The sequence below is a fragment of the Phreatobacter aquiterrae genome (genome assembly GCF_053471285.1).
Map to the genome: position 1 here is coordinate 1 of NZ_JBJPHW010000007.1, position 20992 is coordinate 20992.

General features: G+C 64.6%; 19 protein-coding genes, 1 tRNA gene and 1 pseudogene. 7 read left to right on the forward strand and 14 right to left on the reverse strand.

Annotation, left to right across the window (positions count from 1 at the left end; translation table 11 throughout):
• From ACJ4V0_RS11870 to ACJ4V0_RS11890, 5 genes and pseudogenes are all read right to left on the reverse strand, one after another.
• Positions 1 to 301 (reverse strand): annotated as a pseudogene (locus ACJ4V0_RS11870) (GntP family permease); the annotation flags it as partial.
• A gap of 58 nt (positions 302 to 359) precedes the next feature.
• Complete coding sequence (locus ACJ4V0_RS11875) at positions 360 to 1694, reverse strand: sodium-dependent transporter (RefSeq protein WP_448299790.1); 1335 nt, start codon at positions 1692 to 1694, stop codon at positions 360 to 362.
• A 64-nt stretch (positions 1695 to 1758) separates the two neighbouring features.
• Complete coding sequence (locus ACJ4V0_RS11880) at positions 1759 to 2703, reverse strand: universal stress protein (protein ID WP_448299791.1); 945 nt, start codon at positions 2701 to 2703, stop codon at positions 1759 to 1761.
• Between the two features lie 343 nt (positions 2704 to 3046).
• On the reverse strand, positions 3047 to 3544 hold the full coding sequence (locus ACJ4V0_RS11885; protein ID WP_448299792.1) for a cation:proton antiporter domain-containing protein: 498 nt from the start codon (positions 3542 to 3544) through the stop codon (positions 3047 to 3049).
• A gap of 145 nt (positions 3545 to 3689) precedes the next feature.
• The gene (locus ACJ4V0_RS11890) at positions 3690 to 4523 is read right to left on the reverse strand and encodes a universal stress protein (RefSeq protein ID WP_448299793.1); all 834 of its coding nucleotides are present in this window, start codon (positions 4521 to 4523) and stop codon (positions 3690 to 3692) included.
• 271 nt (positions 4524 to 4794) lie between these two features.
• On the opposite strand from ACJ4V0_RS11890, the gene ACJ4V0_RS11895 reads away from it, so the two are divergent.
• Entirely contained in the window at positions 4795 to 7440 is a 2646-nt protein-coding gene (locus tag ACJ4V0_RS11895) for an HAD-IC family P-type ATPase (RefSeq protein WP_448299794.1), read from the forward strand.
• Between the two features lie 236 nt (positions 7441 to 7676).
• Here ACJ4V0_RS11895 and ACJ4V0_RS11900 read toward each other — a convergent pair whose 3' ends face one another.
• A complete protein-coding gene (locus ACJ4V0_RS11900) occupies positions 7677 to 9164 on the reverse strand; it encodes a ferredoxin reductase family protein (RefSeq protein WP_448299795.1) in 1488 nt (495 codons plus the stop codon).
• A gap of 152 nt (positions 9165 to 9316) precedes the next feature.
• Here ACJ4V0_RS11900 and ACJ4V0_RS11905 point away from each other — a divergent pair, with 152 nt between their 5' ends.
• Positions 9317 to 9946: a SagB/ThcOx family dehydrogenase gene (locus ACJ4V0_RS11905; RefSeq protein ID WP_448299796.1), complete on the forward strand. Its 630-nt coding sequence runs from the start codon at positions 9317 to 9319 to the stop codon at positions 9944 to 9946.
• Between the two features lie 28 nt (positions 9947 to 9974).
• On the opposite strand, the gene ACJ4V0_RS11910 is transcribed toward ACJ4V0_RS11905, so the two are convergent.
• Entirely contained in the window at positions 9975 to 10253 is a 279-nt protein-coding gene (locus tag ACJ4V0_RS11910) for a hypothetical protein (RefSeq protein WP_448299797.1), read from the reverse strand.
• Positions 10254 to 10702: 449 nt separating this feature from the next.
• On the opposite strand from ACJ4V0_RS11910, the gene ACJ4V0_RS11915 reads away from it, so the two are divergent.
• The 4 genes from ACJ4V0_RS11915 (at position 10703) to ACJ4V0_RS11930 (ending at position 13980) form a co-directional block, all read left to right on the forward strand.
• The gene (locus tag ACJ4V0_RS11915) at positions 10703 to 11011 is read left to right on the forward strand and encodes a hypothetical protein (RefSeq protein ID WP_448299798.1); all 309 of its coding nucleotides are present in this window, start codon (positions 10703 to 10705) and stop codon (positions 11009 to 11011) included.
• 140 nt (positions 11012 to 11151) lie between these two features.
• Positions 11152 to 11802 (forward strand): DUF3489 domain-containing protein, encoded by a 651-nt coding sequence (locus ACJ4V0_RS11920; protein WP_448299799.1) that lies wholly within the window; start codon positions 11152 to 11154, stop codon positions 11800 to 11802.
• Positions 11803 to 11807: 5 nt separating this feature from the next.
• Positions 11808 to 12374, forward strand: a complete 567-nt coding sequence (locus ACJ4V0_RS11925) for a DUF2924 domain-containing protein (protein ID WP_448300021.1) — start codon at positions 11808 to 11810, stop codon at positions 12372 to 12374.
• Entirely contained in the window at positions 12367 to 13980 is a 1614-nt protein-coding gene (locus tag ACJ4V0_RS11930) for a recombinase family protein (RefSeq protein ID WP_448299800.1), read from the forward strand. The genes ACJ4V0_RS11925 and ACJ4V0_RS11930 overlap by 8 nt, the downstream gene beginning before the upstream one ends.
• 324 nt (positions 13981 to 14304) lie before the next feature.
• Here ACJ4V0_RS11930 and ACJ4V0_RS11935 read toward each other — a convergent pair.
• Positions 14305 to 14380 (reverse strand) — tRNA-Ala (locus tag ACJ4V0_RS11935).
• 336 nt (positions 14381 to 14716) lie between these two features.
• Here ACJ4V0_RS11935 and ACJ4V0_RS11940 point away from each other — a divergent pair.
• Positions 14717 to 15802, forward strand: coding sequence for a DUF2336 domain-containing protein (locus tag ACJ4V0_RS11940; RefSeq protein ID WP_448299801.1), 1086 nt, complete (start codon positions 14717 to 14719; stop codon positions 15800 to 15802).
• Between the two features lie 36 nt (positions 15803 to 15838).
• Here ACJ4V0_RS11940 and ACJ4V0_RS11945 read toward each other — a convergent pair whose 3' ends face one another.
• From ACJ4V0_RS11945 to ugpB, 6 genes are all read right to left on the reverse strand, one after another.
• Entirely contained in the window at positions 15839 to 16087 is a 249-nt protein-coding gene (locus ACJ4V0_RS11945) for a BQ00720 family protein (RefSeq protein WP_448299802.1), read from the reverse strand.
• A gap of 42 nt (positions 16088 to 16129) precedes the next feature.
• The gene (locus ACJ4V0_RS11950) at positions 16130 to 16558 is read right to left on the reverse strand and encodes an Hsp20 family protein (RefSeq protein WP_448299803.1); all 429 of its coding nucleotides are present in this window, start codon (positions 16556 to 16558) and stop codon (positions 16130 to 16132) included.
• Between the two features lie 167 nt (positions 16559 to 16725).
• The gene (locus ACJ4V0_RS11955) at positions 16726 to 17802 is read right to left on the reverse strand and encodes a sn-glycerol-3-phosphate import ATP-binding protein UgpC (protein WP_448299804.1); all 1077 of its coding nucleotides are present in this window, start codon (positions 17800 to 17802) and stop codon (positions 16726 to 16728) included.
• 10 nt (positions 17803 to 17812) lie between these two features.
• A complete protein-coding gene (gene ugpE, locus ACJ4V0_RS11960) occupies positions 17813 to 18661 on the reverse strand; it encodes a sn-glycerol-3-phosphate ABC transporter permease UgpE (RefSeq protein ID WP_448299805.1) in 849 nt (282 codons plus the stop codon).
• The gene (ugpA, locus tag ACJ4V0_RS11965) at positions 18661 to 19542 is read right to left on the reverse strand and encodes a sn-glycerol-3-phosphate ABC transporter permease UgpA (RefSeq protein WP_448299806.1); all 882 of its coding nucleotides are present in this window, start codon (positions 19540 to 19542) and stop codon (positions 18661 to 18663) included. Before ugpA ends, ugpE begins: the two co-directional genes overlap by 1 nt.
• Before the next feature lie 66 nt (positions 19543 to 19608).
• The gene (ugpB, locus tag ACJ4V0_RS11970; protein WP_448299807.1) at positions 19609 to 20928 is read right to left on the reverse strand and encodes a sn-glycerol-3-phosphate ABC transporter substrate-binding protein UgpB; all 1320 of its coding nucleotides are present in this window, start codon (positions 20926 to 20928) and stop codon (positions 19609 to 19611) included.
• Between the last annotated feature and the right edge of the window lie 64 nt (positions 20929 to 20992).

The window sequence follows — 20992 nt, forward strand, 5'->3', positions numbered from 1 at the left end:
GGATTGCGTGTCGCGGCCCGAGGCCGTCCCTCAAGGCATCGGCGAGAACCCTTGCGCTGCCGCTGGCCTCCATCAGCTTGCCGAAGACGGCGCCCAGCAGAAAGAGCGGGAAATAGAGAATGATGAAGCGCCCGGTTGCCGGCATGAAGACCTGGGTGAAGGTCGCAAGAACCGGTCCGCCTTCGGCGACGAGCACGGCCAGGACGGAAAGGGCCGGGGCGCTGAGCAGCAGGCTGGCGCCGCGATAGGTCAGGATGACCAGTGCCGCGAGCGCGGCGAGCATGACGATGATCCCGCTCATCCCTTGCGGCCTCGCGGCCAGGGCATCGTGCCGGGGCCCGCGAAGGCAGGATCGACCTTCACAGCCATGCGAGCGACCGCAGAAGAATGAGAACGATCGTGACAGGCACCACGACCCTGAGGAGCCACCACCAGACCCATCCGACCCGCGTGTTGCCGAGATCGGCGTCTGCGAGCGCCGTTGACGGGGCGAGACGCCATCCAACGAAGACTGCGCAGGCCAGTCCGCACAGCGGCAGCAGGATGTTGGAGGTCGCCTGATCGACCAGATCGAGCAGAGGCAGCCCGCCGATCTTCCAGCGCTCCAGCACGCCGTAACTCAGCGCCGAGGGCAGTCCCGCCAGAAAGACGGCAAGGGTCACCATGGCGACCGCAGCCGATCTCGACCGTCCGGCGCGGTGGACCACGACGGACACGGGAACCTCGAGCAGAGAAATCATGGATGTCAGCGCCGCCGCCGCCAGCAGGAGGAAGAAGACGAGGCCGATGACGGAGCCGCCCGGCATCTGGACGAAGACCTGTGGCAGCGTGATGAAGGCGAGCCTCGGTCCCGCAGCCGGGTCGCCTCCGAAGGCGAAGACCGCAGGAAAGATGGCAAGCCCCGCCAGGATGGCGAAGATCGTGTCCCCGGCCGCGACCGCCACCGCCGCACGCGGGATGCTGGTGCGCCGGTCGAGATAGCTGCCATAGGTGATGAAGACCGCCATGCCGACGCCGAGCGAAAAGAAGGCCTGGCCGAGCGCATTGAGATAGACCGCCGGGCGGGAAAAGGCGCTCCAGTCCGGGGCGAGAATGAACGCCACGCCGCGCGTGCCGCCCGGCAGCGTTACCGAGAAGGCGGCCAGCAGCAGCACGATCATCGCCAGAGCGGGCATCAGCCACCGGTTGATCCGCTCGATGCCGCCCTTGATGCCCGCGCTGACCACGAGCGCCGCCGCCGCCAGCATCGCCGCCTGCCAGAGGATCGGCTCGACGGAATGGCTGATGAAAGCCTCGAAATAGGCGCTGAAGCCCGTGCCGCTCGAGCGCCAGAGCCCTCCCGTCGCGGCTCCGAAGACATAACGCAGCGCCCAGCCGGCAATCACGGCGTAGTAGCTCAGGATGAGGCCCGCCGCGATCACGCCGAGCCAGCCGGCATGGCGCCAGACCGAGGACTCCTGGCCCGTCTCGAAAGCAGCGACCGCATCGGCGCCCGCCCGTCGGCCGAGCGCCAGCTCCGCGATCATCAGGGGAAGGCCGATGGCGATAACGAAGCCGAGGTAGATCAGAAGAAAGGCCGCGCCGCCATTCTCGCCCGTCACATAGGCGAACCGCCAGATGTTGCCGAGCCCAACCGCCGCGCCGATGGTCGCGATGATGAACCCGGCGCTGGAGCCCCACTGCTCCCTCAGCATCGGCCGCGCGCCCCCGCCGCGACGATGCCCTCGACAGGCAAGGAGAGCCCGAGCCCACCCGACATCATGGCGCAGTTCCCTGCTCAGAAGGTGGCACGACGAGCACATCGATCGTCGCCGCCTGGAGCACTGCTGCAGCGACGCTGCCCAGCAGCAACCGGGAAAGGCCGGACTGGCCCCGTGTACCGATGACGAGCAGGTCGACATTGCTCGCTGCCGCTGCCTGGAGGATGGTGGCCGCCGTCGTCCCCCCTTCGGCCTGGACCTCGACGTGGTGAGGTGCCAGCGGCAAGGTTCTGGCAAAGGCGCGCAGGTCCTCGGTGGCCGCAGCTTTGCGCGCCTCGATGTGCCGCTCGATGTCCTGTAGCGACGCAGGAGCACGCATCATCAGGCCAACTTCAGGGATTCCAATCGTGCGAACCAGCGACAACTTCGCATGTGAGGCAAGTTCGAGCCTCGCCATAATCCCAACCGCCCGCGCCGAGGGCGCCGAAAGATCGGTGGCTGCCATGACATGCCTGTAAGGACCCGTCGGCATGCCGTTGGCCATCAGGACTGGCATAGGGCTGTAGCGGATCACGCGTTCCGCAGTGGTTCCCATGAATGCGTCGCGCAGAATCTGGCGCCGGTGCGAGCCGATCACGAGAAGATCCGGCTGCGTCAGCCTGGCGAAGGCCACGATGCCTTCGAAAGGATTGTCGAGGCTCACCCCATGGCTGCAGGCGATGCCATCGATGTCGCGGATCGTTTGGGACAACTCCACGAGAGCCTTCTCAGCCGCTTCCTTGTCGATGGACACCAAGTAATCTGGCCGGTCGCTGTCGACGACGTGCACTAGGGACAGTGAGGCGCCCGTCTCGTGCGCGATCAGCGAAGCGCGCCGAATCGCCCGATCGGATCGAGCGGAAAAATCGGTCGCTACCAGAAGCTGCCTCATGTGAACCCCGACAACAAAAAAGCGGAAATGAAAAATAATGTCGACGATGAACGCGTCAGAATTCTTCGTCAATTGAAGTGAATCAAGTAAAAAATATCAGCAAATGATACATATGTTATTGTTGCATCAAAGTAACGGACCGTCTCTATAACAATTTATATTATATTGAGCCTTCTTGACCGAAGGCGGCGCGCCTTGGGTCGAAACAGCAGAGCCATTGTTCGCCACTCGCGCCGATTCGATTTCAGTTCACATATCGACCCTCCGTCTCGATTTCGGGGATGTCCGTGCGTCCAACCTCTTGACCACCGTATAGCAATTCGACGGTGTGGTCCCCAGCGTCCTGGAGCGGCTCGACATTAAAATTCAGCGCCGGTAGCCCGTAGCGTGCCCGCCTCCCTGGTGACATAGGACGTTACTGCGATGCGACCACGAGGCCTGGACGATCAGGAAGCCGAGCGCGATGTGCCCGTGTAGGGTAATCGATCTCGCGCTTGTCGGAGAGGAGCTTGACGATGATGATGGTCGAGGAAAACGTCAGCGCGACAGCCACATAGAGACTGGTCAGGTGGTCCAGCCCCCGTGCGAGACCGATCAGGTAGCCGAAGAAGGAGGTGAAAGCGACCTGCCCGAGCCCTCTCATCAGCGACACCGCGCCGAGCGATCGGATCAGCTTCACATCGAGCTTGATGCCGACGAGAAACAGCAGGACGGCGATGCCGAGCTTGGCGAGAAGGTCGATCTGAGCGTTGGAGCGAACCAGGTCGAGTGCTGACGGCCCTGCGAGGAGTCCGACCGCCAGGAAGCTGACGATCAGCGGCTGCCGGATCACTATTCCGAGCAATCCGATCGCTGCGGCCATCCCGAGCAGCAGCGCGATCTCGGCGAACGGGGCTAGCGTGGGCAAAGACATCGCATCTCCATGGGCGAGGTCGGGGCACCTCGCTGGACGGGGCAACCTCTCATCGCTCCGGCACGATAAGAAATCGCCCGGCGGTCCGCCACGCGGCCTCAGCTTGTGCGACCGGCGACTGCGGAACTGACCGGTGAAGCGCTGGTCAGTGGGACATGAGCACGGGCACAAACAGTGCCGCCAAGACCCCCTTCGTCGCGCCGCCCATGACGAAGTCCCTCAGCCGCGAGTGACCGTATCCCCCCATCACCATCACTCCGGCTCCGACCTCAAGGGATGCCTCCTGCAGGGCCAGTGACACGGGACGATTTCCCACCGCGACGACATGGTGCCGAGCTTGCAGGCCTCTGCGGGACAGGCTGTCCACGAGTTGATCCCCGATGCCGGTCTCCAGAGGTTTCTCGTCGCCAGCGGTCATGACCGTGATTCTGGTCACTCCCGGAAGTGTACCCCGGGCGTCGGCGAGGGCGCGGGCGGCGACGCGGCTGCCGTCCCAGGCGATAGCAATATGGTCGATCTTGGCCGCCACATGGCTTTGCGGCACCAGCAGCACCGGACGCCCCGAGCCGAATATGACGGCTTCTGCCATTTCCCGGGACGTGAGGTTGTCCTCGGCCCAGGGAATGATCGCAAGATCACGATAACGCGCCTCGGCCGCAGCTCCCGCCATCGCTTCGGTTGGGGCGGCAACGCGGGTCTCCAGACTGACACCGAGGCCGCGGTTCAGCGCTCCCTGCCGCACCGCGGCCGACAGGGCCGCAGCGTGCTCGCGGCTATCGTTCTCGACTTTCTGGATCATATCCGACACGCTGATGATCATGTTGCCGAAGGTAGATGCGGCACGAGGAAGATCCACGGCATAGATGGTCGCATCTACATCGCCTCCTATTGCACCAGCCATGGCCACTGCAACGTCTGCGGCATGCACGGATGTCGCATCAGGATAGGTCAACAAAGGTACGTAGCAAATCGTCTTCATGACAGAAAATCCTCTCAGAGCCATAACTGCGAATGCAAATTTGGCAGATTGATTCACGGTGATATTGACCTGGAACAACCGGAGCCCGCGGCATTTCATCGCAATTGCCGCTCCAGCAGTGCCCGATGCCCGAGGATTGACGGGGAACAAGGACGGCGCCGGCAATCGCCTCGATGTTGATGGGCAGTCCAGAAGCAATCCCTCGCTCCGCCGGCGGGACAAGACTCCAACCGGCCGTGCAGTTGAACTCCAGCATCGGATATGAGCGACCATGAATATGCAGGCTGATCGCATGACCCTGACGGAGCCTCATGCCCATCCAGCGGCAGCCAGCCTCGCGGCGTTCGTTGTCGGCCAGGCAGGGTTGTCCGGTCAGGAAGCTGTTCGGCGGCTGGCCGCCCATGGACCCAACCGCCTGCCCGCGGAGCACCGGCGCGGGCTAGTGATGCGTCTGCTTGCCCAGTTCAACAACGTGCTCATCTTTGTGCTGCTCGGCGCTGCTGTGGTGACCGCAGCTCTGCAACACTGGGTCGATACCGGGGTCATCATCGCGGTCGTGATCGCCAATGCGCTGATCGGCTTCGTCCAGGAGGGCAAAGCCGAATCCGCGATGGCGGCGATCCGCCGCATGCTGGCACCCCGCGCAGCGGTCCTGCGGGATGGGCGGCGGATCACGGTGGATGGAGCCGATCTGGTTCCGGGTGACATCGTTCTCCTGGAGGCAGGCGACAAAGTGCCCGCAGATCTTCGGGTAATCGAGGCCCGAGGCCTTGCGGCACAGGAGGCGATCCTGACCGGCGAGTCGGTGCCTGTAGAGAAAAGCGTCGATCAAGTTCCTGCCAATGCCGCCCTTGGCGACAGACGATGCATGCTGTGGTCGGGCACGCTGATCACCCAGGGCACGGCTCGCGGGGTGATGGTGGCGACCGGAGCCGACACCGAGATCGGGCGGATCGGAGGACTTCTCGCCGAGGTGGAGCAACTGACCACGCCGCTCGTCGCACAGATGGACCACTTCGCACGCTGGCTGTCCCTGCTGATCCTGCTCGCCTCCGCTCTTCTGCTGGCCTACGGCTATTTCGTCGGGCACCATGGGTTCTCCGAGATGTTCATGGCGGTCGTGGGCGTGGCAGTCGCTGCGATCCCCGAGGGTCTGCCCGCTGTCATGACCATCACTCTGGCCATCGGTGTTCAGGCCATGGCGCGGCGCAATGCGATCGTTCGCCGCCTTCCCGCGATCGAGGCGATCGGCTCGGTCTCAGTGATCTGCACCGACAAGACTGGAACACTCACGCGCAACGAGATGGTGGTGGTCGCGGCAGAAACGCCAGACGGAGCGTTCGAGATCGCCGGCGATGGCTACGCTCCCAACGGCGCCATCACGCCCGCTGGCGACCTCTCACCCCTCGCTCTCGCTGCGGCCTCCTGCAATGACGCGGCGCTACACCGAAAGGATGGCCAGTGGTCGGTGGAAGGCGATCCCATGGAGGGAGCGCTTCTGGCCTTTGCAGGCAAGGTCGGGGTTGAGCATATCGGGCAGCGGTTGGATGCCATTCCCTTCGACAGTCGCCACCGCTTCATGGCTGTACTGTCCGACGGGCCGTCAGGCCGAGTTGTCCATGTCAAGGGCGCGCCGGAGCGCGTCCTGCGCATGTGCAGCGGCATCGACCTTGACCGTTGGCATCACAAGGCCGAATGGCTCGCACGCCGAGGTCTGCGGGTTCTGGCTCTGGCCGAGCGAGTAGAGCCGGGGGACGTCATCAATCCCGCTGCGCTGGAAGAAGGTCTATCCCTTCTCGGGCTGGTCGGCCTCATCGACCCGCCTCGTGCGGAGGCAATTTCCGCTGTAGCCGAATGCCGTTCAGCTGGAATTCGCGTCAAGATGATCACCGGCGACCATGCCGGCACAGCGGCGGCAATTGCACGGCAGATCGGATTGGAAAACCCAGACAGCGTGCTGACCGGGTCAGATCTCGACAAGCTGGATGATGCCCAGCTCGCTCTGGAGGTTCGGACGGTGGATGTCTTCGCGCGCACCAGTCCCGAACATAAACTGCGGCTGGTGACGGCCCTTCAGGCGAACGGCTTGTCGGTTGCGATGACCGGCGATGGGGTCAACGATGCACCCGCCCTGAAGCGGGCAGATGCCGGCATCGCCATGGGGCTGAAGGGATCGGAGGCCGCCAAGGAGGCGGCAGACCTCGTTCTGGCTGACGACAACTTCGCTTCCATCGTGGCGGCAGTGCGCGAGGGGCGGACTGTCTGGGACAACCTGAAGAAAGTTGTCAGTTGGACGCTCCCCACCAGTGCGGGCGCGTCCATGACTATCATCGTGGCTCTTCTCCTCGGCCTCGCCTTGCCGGTCACACCTGTCCAGATCCTCTGGGTCAACCTGATCACCGGGATCACGCTGGGTGTCGCGCTGGCTTTCGAGCCCACCGAGGCTGGCACTATGGCGCGCCCACCTCGTCCCCGCGAAACTCCAATTCTGTCGGGTGCGCTCGTCTGGCATGTCGTGCTGGTCGCCCTGCTGTTTCTTGCCGCTGTCTTCGGGATCTTCACCTACGCCGTCGACCGCGGCTATCCGTTAGCGCTGGCCCAGACGATGGCGATGAACATGCTGGTGGTCCTCGAAATCTTCCACCTGTTCTTCATCCGCAACATCCACGGTGCGTCGCTGACGTGGTCAGCGATCAAAGGCACGCGCGTAATTTGGGCCGTGGTAATTGCGATAACGGTTGCGCAGTTAGCCGTGACCTATGTGCCTATGTTGCAGGCCGTTCTTGGGACGCAATCTGTGCCGCTGGGTGATGGAATCCTGATCGTCTTGGTTGGCATGGCGTTCTTTGCCATTGTCGAAATCGAGAAGCAGATCAGGCTCGGTCTCACCCACCGAAGTCGCCAGTTTGCGTCCTAGCGCTGGAACGGCGCGAACTCCCGGTTGATGTCCTTGGTGGCGGTGTAGCTGGCGGTGGTCTTCGACCGATCTTCGGGGAGGCGAAGAGGTCTCGAAAGCCAGCATGGGCTCCGAAGACCACCGATCACCGAAGTAATGATGATCTTTTCCGCCGCGGCGGAGAAGGTCCCGATGCCGACATCCGCACGAGTGCCACGCCGACCCGATGATGGCGGGGATCGTCGGGATCCGCTGGTTCAATCATACTTGAACCGCTCCGAGACGATCCGGGCGCGGGGAATGCCGCGGGCGATCAGAGTGCGCTCGACGCTGGTCATCATAGCCGGCGGGCCGCAGACTAAGACGAGCCATGGTCTGTCTTCGAGACTGTCCAGGCATCGGCCGAGGACGTCCGGTGTCAGTTGGCCGACCGGGCCGCTCCATCCGGCAGGCGGCTCCGACAGGACGTGGATTACGTCGAAATCGAGTGCGTTCCTGAGCACCTCGATCTCGTCCCGGTACAGGATCTGGGTCTCGACGCGATTGGCGTAGATCAATCGCAATGGATGAGCAAACCGCTCTGCCCGGAGCTGGCGTAGCATCCCCATCACCGGTGCAAAGCCAACGCCGCCGGCGATGAACAGAACGGGCTCCGACTCCCGGCCGGCCAGTGTGAAGGTACCGTGCGGCCCGTCGAGATAGGCGCGTGTGCCGACGGGGATCTCGCCGATCCGATCGGTGAAGTCGCCGCTCTGCTTGATAGCGAACTCGATCCGCGGCAGTGCGTGCGGCGCGGAGCTGATGGAGAAGGGGTGCTCGGTCAGGCTGAAGGCCGAATGGCCGAGATTCAGCCAGACGAACTGCCCTGAGGCGAAGGGCGGAGCAGGCCCGCGCTCGGGCTCGACCGCGACCTCCCAGATGCCATCGGCGATCTTGCGGTTGGATACAACGCGATAGGGCGAGCGCAACTGTATCAGCGGCTTGATAACATAGACGTGCAGCAGAGAACCGATGGCGGCCATCGTGGCCACGATCCAGAAGGCGGCCAGCCAGGCATCTGCGCTGTAGGTTCCAACCGCCAGCGTGTGATGCGTGCCAAAAAGGGCGATGGCGATGGCGCCGAGACCATGACTCAGCCGCCAGGCCTCGTAGCGGATGGGTAGGCGGTCGCGGAAGACGCCCATCAGGACCACCAGGATCGTCAGCCACCAGGCGATGACACCACTGCGCAGGTTTGGCGAGGCGAACATGCGGTTCAGCACGGCGAGCGCGTCGGCCGGCTCGGGCATGAGCCGCGGCGCGGCGTAGAGCAGCGGGTGGAGGATGATGAAGGCCAGGATGGCCCAGCCGGTGAGCTGGTGGAACCGCATGGTCCGGTCGATGCCGATCCGGCCCGACAGCCAGGCGAATCGGCCCGACAGCAGGAACTGGAGCAGCATCATCACGTAGCCGACCATGACCAGGCCTGCCGAGATCTCGCGGAACAGGCCGCGCATCGGCAGACCCTGCAACACGGCCGAGATCGGTGGCCCCAGACAGACAAGGCCGTAACCGCCGAACAGCACCGCCGGCGGCAGCCCCTTCGGAACGGACGCGTGATCCGGGCGACTCGATTCGGGGGCCTCCCGCCGAGGCTGCGACATGTCCGTCTCCCCGATGCGCGATTTCGAGCTTGGTTGCAGCGATGAGTTCAGGACCGGGCAGTGCCCAAGCTCAGACTGACAGATCGCTTCATGACCCAGCAAAATATCAGCCGTCTCTTTCCGCGAATGTTCTTACGGTGAGGCACAATAGACTTTGATGCGGATCAACCCATCATGCATTATTTCGATGGTAATTAGAGATTCACAATGCAGGGGTTAGAACGATGTGGCGACGAACCAAGGCAAGCGTCCTGATGGTTGCAACCCTTGTGATGTCGGCCGCACTGTCCGTGACAACGGTCGCCCTTGCCGATCAGCGCACAACCCTTCCGGCGCCGCGTATGGAGGGCGGGACCCCATTCCTGTCAGCGCTGGCCAAACGCCAATCGATTCGCGCCTATGCTGACCGTCCGCTGTCCCAGCAACTTCTCTCCGACCTGCTATGGGCCGCCAACGGCATCAACCGCCGCGAGTCTGGCGAGCGCACGGTGCCGTCATGGCGCGGTTCGAAGGCCATCGACATCTATCTGGCGACGCCCCAGACGGTCTTCCGTTACGACCCTGCCGCCCATGCGCTAACCCCGGTTGTGGCGGGTGACATCAGGCCCCTCACCGGCCGACAGCCCTTCGCGGCAACCGCGCCGGTCGTCCTGATCTATGTGGCCGATCGCGCGCGCATGGCGGAGGCCCCGCAGGCGCAGCAGGACCTCTATGCCCATGTCGATGCAGCGCTGGTGGCCCAGAACGTCTATCTGTTCGCGGCCTCGGAGGGGCTCGGAACGGTCATGCTCGGCAATGTCGAGAAACCGGATCTGGCGAAGGCGCTGAACCTGCGCAGCCAACAGATTCTCACCTTCACCCAGCCTGTCGGCCATCCGCGGTAATCACCGAGCAGCGCACGCCCGTTGTTGCCTATCGCGGCGCGGCCGGCGCGGCGATGGAGGCCTGAATGTAATCGACGATCGGCGCCAGTTCGGCCGGCGGGGGCGGATAATGCCGGCGGAGCAGTTGTTCGAGCCAAGCTCTCCGGGTGGCCGCATCGGGCCGCTGTCGGCCCCAGTACTGCATATCCCGCGGGCCATGGCAGGCCGCGCAGCGGGCCTTGAAGGCCGTCTCTCCAGCCTCTGAGGCAAGGCTCTCGGTCGCAAACGCGGCAGAGGCCATCAGCAGGACGGCGAGGCCCTTCAACATGCCTGCCGCAATCGGTCGAACAGTCCGCATGCGTTCCTCCCTGGGCCAACCGGGGTCATTGTCAGCGGGAAGACGGTGAAATCAACCGTCGAGAGGCGAAGGTCACAGGGGCAATCCGCGTTGCGGGAGCTGATGACGCGCCCGAGGCTTCAACCCGAAAGATGGGCCGACCAGGCGGCGAGCAGAGGAGCAGTGCAGGCAACTGTTGGGGTCAGGCGCGGTGACGATGTGTATGCGCGGCCACCTTTCGCGAGTGTGCTTACACGCGGTGTCGATCAAGTGTCCGCTTTCAACTCCAGGCTCAACGGCCGGAAAGGAGGCGCGAAGCAGCCGCTGGTCGCTGGCGGCAGATATCCTCGGCCCTCGTCGCATATTCGACTGGACTGCTGCCGCGAAGAGAGCGTGTGTGTGACCGGCGCGAGGGCGCGCGGGGTCACGGCAGAGCGGCGATGGCGAAGAAGCGGAAGGATCGGAGCGATCACGGCGGGGGGGCGGGATCTATCGCTGTTGAACCCACCGTTGATCGCGTTGCCAAGGCAGCACGGGGCTCTCGCGGCGAGCTTGAGCCGGCCTTATCAGTAGCGATTCGCCTGGCCCGCGCCGAGGTCGAGGAATGCACCCTGATCCTCAAACATGATGAGAGCTTCGCCGATGGCGGGCGGTTTAAGGCAACCAACGAGCGCGTCCTTGATGTCGAGCCGAAGCTCTGTGAGGTTCAGCATCTCCTGAACGCCGCGACGTTGCCCATAGACGTGTGAACGAGCTGGCCGATCGCGACTAGTCGATCGTCGCTTCGAGCGAGTGCCCGATTGAGATCGCCCCGCTGAGGCTTGTCGCCTCGCGGGGTCGTGGTGGTGCCGGCGATGGGCCGGCCCTAGCCAACGAACAGGCGACCACCATGACCACGATCCCCTCCGCCACCATCAAGCTCACCGACGCCCAACTCGTCGCGCTGTCTGCAGCGAGCCAGCGCGCCGATCGCTGCATTCTCCCGCCGGACCATCTGAAGGGCGGCGCCACGTCCAAGTTCGCCGGGAGCCTGATTGCGAAGGGCGTTGCAGAAGAGATTGAAGTTGCGCCGGGCATGCCGATCGTTCGCCGCGATGCCGACCGAGCCTTCGCGCTAGTGATCACGGCTGCCGGATTCGCCGCACTCGGCATCGAGCCGCAGGCCGAGGCAGATGAGGATGCCGCGAGCGATCCGAGTGATGCACTCGTCAATGACGGCAACGGCACTCAGATGGGCGATGGGGCGGTTGCCCCCGAGAACCCTGATGGGCGTCGCTCTGAGGAAACCGCAGCGGGAGTACGATCCTCCACGCCGCGCGAGGCCACCAAGCTCGCCCAGGTGATCGCCCTGCTGGAGCGAGCCGAGGGAGCCACCATCAGCGATCTGACGACCGCGACCAGCTGGCTCGCCCATACGACGCGAGCGGCCCTAACCGGCTTGCGCAAGCGCGGTTACACGGTCGAGTTGGAGAAGGGAGCCGACGGCCAGGAGAGCCGCTACCGAATCACGGCCATGCCGATCACCGCGAAGGCAGCTTGACCACCATGGTTCGCGGCAAGCTCCAACAGCCGAGCGCCGAGAGGATTGCAGACGAGATCGCGCATCTGCGCGATCTCGATGCTTCGACGCTGCGCCTGCGCTGGCGCGAGGTGACTGGGAAGCCTGCCGCTCCCGGTCTCAAGGGCGAACTGCTGGTCAAGGCGCTTGCCTATGCCATCCAGGAGAAGGCCTTCGGTGGATTGTCGCTCGCGGCGACCAAGCGTCTGCAGGCCATCGCGCGGGAAGGCATGGCATCGAAGGACGGTTCGCCGCGCGAGGGCCGATCATCCGTGCCGCCACGTCGGCTGATGCCGGGTACGCGGCTCGTCCGCGAGTGGCAGGGCGTCATGCACGAGGTGATCGTCATTCCCGACGGTTTCCTCTGGCAGGGTGCGACCTATCCTTCGCTCTCGACGGTCGCCAAGGCCATCACAGGCACGACTTGGAACGGTTGGGTGTTCTTTGGCGCAAGGTCTCCGCCGAAGAGGATCAAGCCGGTCGGGAGTGATCAGGCATCGCCAGAACCCAAGAAACCCACCATCGACGCGGGCGGGAGCGATGCCCATGCGTAGCGCGCGACCGGCGGAACGATCAGGAAGTCGGGGGCCGGCTGGCTCAGGCATAAAGCGCTGCGCGATCTACACCCGCAAGTCGAGCGAGGAAGGTCTCGAACAGGACTTCAACTCGCTTCACGCGCAGCGCGAATCCTGCGAGGCCTATATCGCTTCGCAACGCCATGAGGGGTGGTCATCGGTTCCGACCCATTACGACGACGGCGGCTACTCCGGCGGGTCGATGGATCGGCCTGGGTTGGTGGCGTTGATGACCGATGTCGATGCCGGCCGCATCGACATCGTGGTCGTCTACAAGGTCGATCGGCTGACCCGCTCGCTCGCCGACTTCGCCAAGATCGTCGAGCGCTTCGATGCCAGGGGCATCTCGTTCGTGTCGGTGACGCAGGCCTTCAACACGACCTCTTCGATGGGACGGCTCACCCTCAACGTGCTGCTCTCATTCGCCCAGTTCGAGCGCGAGGTCACCGCCGAGCGCATCCGCGACAAGATCGCGGCATCCAAGCGCAAAGGCCTGTGGATGGGAGGCCACGTCCCGCTCGGCTACCGCGTCCTGAACCGCAAACTGATCATCGACGAAGTCGAGGCCGAACAGGTCAGGACGATCTTCAGTCTCTATCTCGAACTCGGATCGATCCCTCTTCTCAAGCAGGAACTCGATCGCCGCGACCTGCGCACGCGTGTCCGGACCCGAAGCGATGGCAGCACCTTCGGCGGCGTCTTGTTCTTCACCGGCGCCCTCTCGGCTCTGTTGCGCAACCGAGCCTATATCGGCGAGATCATCCACAAGGGTGAGCATCACGCAGGCGAGCATGAACCGATCGTCGATGCCGCGACCTTCGAAGCAGTGCAGCAGCGGTTGGCATCGCAACTGGTCGAGCGGTCAAGGAGGCCGAGCCCGAACGGATTATTGCGCGGCCTGATCTTCGACTCACGCGGCAACCGGATGTCGCCGAGCTACACGATCAAACACGGCGCTCGATACCACTATTACATCTCCCGGGCGCTTCTGGAGAACCGGAAGGCTGAGGCGGGATCGCCGCCGCGCGCCAGCGCCACTGCGATCGACGACGTCGTCCTCGGCACTCTGCGTCAACATGCGGGGGAGATGCCGGCAGCCGACGCTGCTCAGCGTGAGCTGGTGCTTGAGCTGATCGAGCGGGTTGAGGTTCACAGCGATCAGATCGTCATCACATTTGCAGGTCATGCGTCGCAGAGAGATCGCGTTATCGCGCTGCCATGGACGCCGCGGCAGGCCAAGCCTGAGAAGGTTATTCATGAGGCCATCGCAGCCGCTGAGGGAACGACGACCGCAGCACCGCATCAGCAGCAGGCCAACCGCGAGCGCCTGATCAAGGCGATCGTCAAGGCACGTGCTTGGCTCGATGATCTGAGTACGGGTCGCATCGAGAGCGTTGATGGCATCGCGATGCGTGAGGGCAAGAGTGCCCGCAACATCCGCATGATGATCCAGCTCGCCTTCCTCGACCCATCGATCATTGAGGCAGCTGTCGAGGGGCGACTGCCCGCCACCATCGGCGCGACCGAGATCGTGCGCGATCTGCCGATGGCCTGGACCGAGCAGCGCGCAGTGCTTGGCGTCTGAACCGCGCTGCCCCTCAAAGCCGGACGAAGAATCCGCTCCTAAGACGATCGCAACGAAACTGGGTCTACCAAGCCTCACCGTCGTTCGTGACCGCGACCCCCTCCCGCCGAAAGATCGAACCGCTCTCGACGAAGATCGAACCCGTCTCGACCATCATGGCTTGGACATTCGACTTCGGACGTCGAGAATGACCGCCGCGAAGGCGACCCACACCGCGCGGAACGGCGTCTCGCGAGCACCCCAATGCCAGAAGGCGCGGCTAACCCACGAGAATGTCGAGAGAAGTCCGACAGGCCGGACAGCGGCGCGTTAGAAGCGGGTGTTTGGTGGAGCCAGGCGGGATCGAACCGCCGACCTCTTGCATGCCATGCAAGCGCTCTCCCAGCTGAGCTATGGCCCCATCTGCTCCCGAGGGAACGTGGCGGATCCAGGATCATCCGCCGGGTGGCCGCCCCTGACGGGCCGCCTTGCCCCGAACGGCAGGCCCGTTCGAGGAGCGCGTGTTTGGCACATTTCCTTTCGGGCATCAAGCGCGCCGCGCAGGATTTTCACCGGCCTCGGCAAGCGGGGTCCGGCAGTCCTCCGCAAGGAGCGCTCCGGCGCTGCCGGCGCCCCGGCACAGCACTTCATCCGGGTATCTTCGCCGATCACGCAACCTCTTCTTAATGGGGAACGCTTACCATCCCGACACGTGGAGTTTTGCATGGCATTCGGGAATTGAGCGGGAATGGCCTCGGTGACGATCATCGAAGAGCTGGAAGACGTTATCTCGCACGGCACCAGCGACCGTCGTGTCGAGACGTTGCGGCGCGTGACGGACCTCTTCCTGCGCGACGCCGACCGCTACACGGAATCGCAGATCGAACTCTTTGACGACGTCATCGGCCGTCTGTCGACCGCCATGGAAAAGGCTGTCCGGCAGGAACTGTCGGAGCGCCTGGCGCCCGTCATGAGTGCGCCGAAGACCGTGATCCGCTCCCTCGCCCAGGACGACGAGATCGACGTCGCCCGGCCGATCCTGCTGCTGTCGTCGCAGCTCGACGACAAGACGCTCGCCGCCATCGCCCGCACCAAGAGCCAGGATCACATGCTGGCGATCGCCGGGCGCAAGTCCGTCAGCGAAACCGTCACCGACGTGCTTGTCGACCGCGGCAATGCGCACGTCGCCTTTTCGGTGGCCTCCAACGACGGCGCGCGGTTCTCGACCCGGGGCTATGACGCGCTGGTCGAGCGATCGAGGAACGACGACCTGCTGGCCGAATGCGTCGGCATGCGCAAGGACATCCCGCCCTACCTGTTCCGCGTCATTCTCTCGACTGCCAAGGAGACCGTCCGCAAGCGGCTTGTGGCGTCATCGACTGCGCGCGAGAAGGCGCAGCTCTCCGGTGCGCTGGCCGGGGTCGTGGATCGCATCGCGGTCGGCGCCTCGGCCCAGGCCAAGGACTACACGGCGATCCATCGGGCGATCATCGTCCGGCACAGCCGCGGCGAACTCGACGAGGCGCAACTGCGCGCCTATGCCGAAGGGGGCAAGATCGACGAAACCGTCTGCGCCCTGTCGGTGCTCTGCGGTGTGGCGGTTGAAATGGTCGAGCGGCTCTTCCTCGGCGATCGTCCGGACCCGATCCTGATCCTCGCGCGGGCCGCGGGCCTCGGCTGGCCGACACTGCGCGCGATCCTGGTGCTGCGCCCCGGAACCGCAGGGACGTCGCAGGCGTCCCTCGATGAGACTCGCGAGAGCTACGGCAAGCTCACCACCAATACCGCGCTGCGTGTCCTGCGCTTCTGGCAGATCCGGGAAAGCTCGTCCGCCACGGCCTGATCGGGCAGCGCCACGCGCCGCCCGCCATCGTCGCGGTCAGTGGAGGCTCACCGTCTCAAGCTCGTTCTGCCACGCATTGGCGACAGCATCCTCGCGCCTGTCCGTGACCATGATCGGAATGCCGTCGGCGGAGACGAGGGCGAAGAGATCCAGCCCGGGCGGCAGGGCGGGCGCCTGCGGGAACATGCGCGTGATGTCGTCGGAGCGCATCGGCTTCACATAGGCAACCTTGGCGACGCCGATCTGGGCCAGGACTTCCGGGCTGACGGGGGAATGGGCAGTCATGGAACGAACCTCCTTCAAAGGCAGGCTGCAAAGGCCCCGGGATCAATCCAGGGCCGCGATGTCGATGCGCCGCACGATCCTTTCAGGCTCCGGGCGGGCGAGATCGACCGAGAGGAGCCCGTTCTTCAGGTCGGCTCCCATGACCTCCATGCCGTCGGCCAGCACGAAGACGCGCTGAAACTGGCGTGCGGCGATGCCGCGGTGAATGAAATCACGCCCCTCCGCGTCGTCCTGCTGACGGCCGCGGATGACGAGCTGGTTCTCCTCGACCGTGACCTCCAGCTGTTCGCGGGTGAAACCCGCAACGGCCAGCGTGATGCGAAGACGTTCGGGACCATTGGCCGAAGCGGCGATCCGCTCGATATTGTACGGCGGATAACCCTCGGCCCCCTTGGTGACCCTGTCCAGGACCCGCTCGAGCTGGTCGAAGCCCAGCAGGAAGGGCGAGGAGAGAGACGGCACGCGCGACATGGGCGAAGTCCTCGACTGAGCGACATCGGCCGGACCCCGAAGGCACCCAGCGCACCGGAAACCTCCGGCGCTTCCCGAATATGGCCATCGGCATGCCACGCCGCAAGGATGGGCGGCAGAGCCGGCTCGCGGAGGCTGTGGACGGGTCCCCGGGACGGCCTCGAAGCTCAGGGCCCGATGCGCCTGCCCGAGTCCTTGTCGAAGAGGTGCAGATGTTCGGCCGTGGCCGCCACCGATACCGGCGTGCCAGGCGCCAGCAGCGCCTTGCCGGGGAGCCGCGCGATGATGTCCTGACCGCTGCCGCCAACGGGGCCGTAGACGAAGGTCTCGGCGCCGACGGCCTCGACCGCCGAGACGGGGAACGTCAGGCCGACTGAATCGCCGGGGACCGGGCCGGTCACCACCATCAGATGCTCGGGGCGGATGCCGAGGATCGCGCCGCCGGCCGGAACGGCGAGGCCGCTTCCGCCAGTCAGCCCGGCCGCCGACGGTCCGCTCGCGCCGGCCTCGACGGGAATGAGGTTCATCGGCGGCGCCCCAATGAAGCTGGCGACAAAGGTGGAGGCCGGCTTCTCATAGATGTCGAGCGGCTCTCCGGCCTGCTCGACGAGGCCCTTGTTCATCACCACCAGCACGTCGGCCAGCGTCATCGCCTCGAGCTGGTCGTGGGTGACATAGACCGAGGTGACGCCGAGCGCCCGCTGCAGCTTCTTGATCTCGACCCGCATCTGGATGCGCAGCTTGGCGTCGAGGTTGGACAGCGGCTCGTCGAAGAGGAAGACCTTGGGCTTGCGTACGATGGCGCGGCCCATGGCGACGCGCTGGCGCTGGCCGCCGGACAGCTGGCGCGGCTTGCGGTCGAGGAAGGCGGTGATCTCCAGGATGCGGGCCGCCTCGCGCACCCGGTCGTCGATCTCGGGCTTCGGCGTGCCGCGGTTCCTCAGGCCATAGGCCATGTTGTCGTAGACCGACATGTGCGGGTAGAGCGCATAGTTCTGGAACACCATGGCGATGTCACGCTCGGCCGGCTCCAGTTCGTTGACCCGCCGCTCGCCGATCCGGCACTCGCCGCCGCTGATGGTCTCGAGCCCCGCAATCATGCGCAGCAGCGTGGACTTGCCGCAGCCGGAGGGGCCGACGAGCACGCAGAAGGCGCCAGTCGGCACATGGATGTCGACGCCGCGCACGGCCTCCACGCCGCCTGGATAGACCTTGCGGATCTGGTCGAGAACGACCTCGCTCATGCGGGATTCCTCACTTCTCGGTCTCGACCAGGCCCTTGACGAAGAGCCGCTGCATCAGGATGACGACCAGCACCGGCGGCAGCATCGCGAGCACGGCGGTGGCCATCGCGATCTGCCACTCGGTCAGGGCATCCTGCGTCACGATCATCTTCTTGATGCCGATGACGATGGTCTGCATGCTCTCGCGCGTGGTGATCAGCAGCGGCCAGAGATACTGGTTCCAGCCGTAGATGAACTGGATGACGAAGAGAGCCGCGATCGAGGTGATCGACAGCGGCAGCAGCGTGTCCTTGAAGAACTGCATCGGGCTGGCACCGTCGATCTTCGAGGCCTCGACCAGTTCGTCCGGCACGGTCATGAAGAACTGCCGGAAGAGGAGCGTCGCGGTGGCCGAGGCGATCAGCGGCACGGTCAGCCCCACATAGCTGTCGAGCAGGCCGAGATCGGCGACGATCTTGTAGGTCGGATAGATGCGCACCTCGACCGGCAGCATCAGCGTGACGAAGATCACCCAGAAGGCCGTCATGCGGAAAGGAAAGCGGAAATAGACGATGGCGAAGGCCGAGATGATCGAGATGGAGATCTTCCCGATGGCGATGGTCAGCGCCATGATGAGGCTGTTCAGCATCATCATGCCGACCGGCTCGCGCGACGACTTCGACGTGCCGACGAAGATCGTCTGGTAGTAGTTCTCGAGGAAATGCGGCCCGGGCCTGAGCGGCATCTGCCCGTTCGAGATGGTGGCCGGATCCCAGGTCGAGGCGACGAAGGCCACATAGACCGGGAAGGCCACGATGAAGATGCCCGCGAGCAGGACCAGGTGCGGCAGAAACGAGAAGAAGCTCTTGCGCTCGACCATCAGTACTGGACCCTGCGCTCGATGTAGCGGAACTGGATGGCGGTAAGCCCGATGACGAGCACCATGAGAATGACAGATTGGGCGGCCGAACCGCCGAGGTCGCCGCCGAGGCGGCCGTCGGAGAACACCTTGTAGACCAGCGTCGTCGTCGCCTGGGCCGGACCGCCGCCGGTCACCGAGTCGATGATGCCGAACGTGTCGAAGAACACGTAGACGATGTTGACCACCAGCAGGAAGAAGGTGGTCGGCGACAGCAGCGGGAAGATGATGGTCCAGAACCGGCGGGCGGGGCGCGCGCCGTCGATGGCGGCCGCCTCGATGACGCTCTTCGGGATCGACTGCAGGCCCGCGAGGAAGAACAGGAAATTGTAGCTGATCTGCTTCCAGGTCGCCGCCATGACCACCAGCGCCATGGCGTGGTTGCCGTCGAGCTGCGGATTCCAGTCGAAGCCGAGCGCCCGGATCGCCTGGGCGACGAGGCCGAGCGAGGGCTGGAACATGAAGAGCCAGAGGACGCCGGCGATGGCCGGGGCGACCGCATAGGGCCACATCAGGAAGGTCTTGTAGACCGCCGCCGCCTTGATCTGCTTGTCGGCCTGCACCGCGAGCATCAGGGAGATCGACAGCGAGAAGAAGGCGACCAGGGAGGAGAACACCGCCGTCGTCAGCATCGAGCGGTAATAGTCCGGATTGGCAAAGAGGACGCTGTAGTTCTCGAACCAGACGAACTGCATCGTCAGGCCGAAGGCGTCCTGGATGAAGAAGGACTGCCAGACGGCCTGCGCCGCCGGCCAGTAGAAGAACACGATCGTGATGAACAGCTGCGGCATCAGAAGCGCGTAGGGCAGCAGCTTGCCGTCGAAGACAACGCGCTTTTCCATGCAGGGTCTCCCGGCGGCGCCGGGACGGAGATGATCCGCCCCGGTCGCCTGGTGTGATGCGTCAGGTCAGCGCGAGACGGTCCGCTCGAACTGGCGGAGCATGACGTTGCCGCGCGTGACGGCCGCGTCGAGGGCCGCCTGGGCGCTCTTCTTGCCCGCCAGCGCGGCCTCGATCTCCTCGGCCCAGACGTCACGCATCTGCACCATGTTGCCGAGACGCAGACCGCGGGAGTTCTCGGTCGGCGGCTTGTTGGTGAGCTGCAGGATCGGGGTCTCCAGATAGGGGTTTTCGCGGTAGAAACCCGAAGCCTTCACCTGCTCGTAAGCCGCCAGTGTGATCGGCAGATAGCCGGAATCGGTGTGCAGCTTGGCCTGGCGGGTGGTGTCCGACAGGAAGGCGAAGAACTTGGCGACGCCACGATACTCGGCCGCCGGCTTGCCACCCATCACCCAGAGCGAGGCGCCGCCGAGCGTCGAGTTCTGCGGCGCGCCGGCTGCATCCGGATAATAGGGCATGGGCGCATTGGCCCACTCGAACTTCGCATTGGCCTTGACGTTGCCGTAGAAGCCCGAGGACGTCAGGAAGATCGGGCATTCGCCGGAGGTGAAGCGGCCCTCGCCCGTATTGGTGCGACCCGAATAGGAGAAGGTGTTGTCGCGCTGCAGGTCGATGAGATTCTGCAGATGGCGCACATGCAGCGGCGAGTTGAACTTCAGCTCCGTGTCGAAGCCGTCGATGCCGTTGGCGCGGGTGGCGAGCGGCACGTTATGCCACAGCGAGAACTGCTCAAGGTTCAGCCAGGTGATCCAGGCCGAGGAGAACCCGCACTTGTCGAAGCCGGCGGCGCGCAGCTTCTTGGCGGCCTCGAACACTTCCGGCCAGGTCTTCGGCGGCTGGTCGGGATTGAGGCCGGCGCGGCGGAAGGCGTCCTTGTTGTACCACATCACGGAGGACGACGAGTTGAACGGGAAGGACAGCATCTCCCCGCGCGAGGTCGAGTAGTAGCCGGCGACCGCCGGCAGATAGGCCTTGGGGTCGAAGGGCTCGTTCGACTCGGCCATCATCTGGAACACCGGCTTGATGGCGCCGCGGGCGGCCATCATCGTCGCGGTGCCGACCTCGAAGACCTGCAGGATGTGCGGCGCGTTTCCGGCGCGGAACGCGGCGATGCCGGCGTTCATGGTGTCCGGATAGGAGCCCTTGTAGGTCGGGACGACCCGGAACTCGGCTTGCGAGGCGTTGAAGTCCTGCGCCAGACGGTTGACGACCTCATTGTTGGCGCCGGTCATGGCATGCCACCACTGGATCTCGACCTGTGCGGCCGCGGGGCTCGCGGCCATCATCGCTCCGGCAGCGGCCGCGAGCAGAAAACGACGGTTGAACATCGGAAAGAACCTCCCAACAGGCGCCCTGCGGCGACGGTGCGGCTTGCGGCAAGGGCCGCGCCGT

Bases quoted from the DNA above. Each gene is read 5' to 3' on its own strand.
- ACJ4V0_RS11875 (WP_448299790.1), bottom strand. From the start codon at position 1,694: ATGCTGAGGGAGCAGTGGGGCTCCAGCGCCGGGTTCATCATCGCGACC.
- ACJ4V0_RS11885 (WP_448299792.1), bottom strand. From the start codon at position 3,544: ATGTCTTTGCCCACGCTAGCCCCGTTCGCCGAGATCGCGCTGCTGCTC.
- ACJ4V0_RS11890 (WP_448299793.1), bottom strand. From the start codon at position 4,523: ATGAAGACGATTTGCTACGTACCTTTGTTGACCTATCCTGATGCGACA.
- ACJ4V0_RS11895 (WP_448299794.1), top strand. From the start codon at position 4,795: ATGAATATGCAGGCTGATCGCATGACCCTGACGGAGCCTCATGCCCAT.
- ACJ4V0_RS11905 (WP_448299796.1), top strand. From the start codon at position 9,317: ATGGTTGCAACCCTTGTGATGTCGGCCGCACTGTCCGTGACAACGGTC.
- ACJ4V0_RS11910 (WP_448299797.1), bottom strand. From the start codon at position 10,253: ATGTTGAAGGGCCTCGCCGTCCTGCTGATGGCCTCTGCCGCGTTTGCG.
- ACJ4V0_RS11915 (WP_448299798.1), top strand. From the start codon at position 10,703: ATGGCGAAGAAGCGGAAGGATCGGAGCGATCACGGCGGGGGGGCGGGA.
- ACJ4V0_RS11920 (WP_448299799.1), top strand. From the start codon at position 11,152: ATGACCACGATCCCCTCCGCCACCATCAAGCTCACCGACGCCCAACTC.
- ACJ4V0_RS11925 (WP_448300021.1), top strand. From the start codon at position 11,808: ATGGTTCGCGGCAAGCTCCAACAGCCGAGCGCCGAGAGGATTGCAGAC.
- ACJ4V0_RS11930 (WP_448299800.1), top strand. From the start codon at position 12,367: ATGCGTAGCGCGCGACCGGCGGAACGATCAGGAAGTCGGGGGCCGGCT.
- ACJ4V0_RS11945 (WP_448299802.1), bottom strand. From the start codon at position 16,087: ATGACTGCCCATTCCCCCGTCAGCCCGGAAGTCCTGGCCCAGATCGGC.
- ACJ4V0_RS11950 (WP_448299803.1), bottom strand. From the start codon at position 16,558: ATGTCGCGCGTGCCGTCTCTCTCCTCGCCCTTCCTGCTGGGCTTCGAC.
- ACJ4V0_RS11955 (WP_448299804.1), bottom strand. From the start codon at position 17,802: ATGAGCGAGGTCGTTCTCGACCAGATCCGCAAGGTCTATCCAGGCGGC.
- ugpE (WP_448299805.1), bottom strand. From the start codon at position 18,661: ATGGTCGAGCGCAAGAGCTTCTTCTCGTTTCTGCCGCACCTGGTCCTG.
- ugpA (WP_448299806.1), bottom strand. From the start codon at position 19,542: ATGGAAAAGCGCGTTGTCTTCGACGGCAAGCTGCTGCCCTACGCGCTT.
- ugpB (WP_448299807.1), bottom strand. From the start codon at position 20,928: ATGTTCAACCGTCGTTTTCTGCTCGCGGCCGCTGCCGGAGCGATGATG.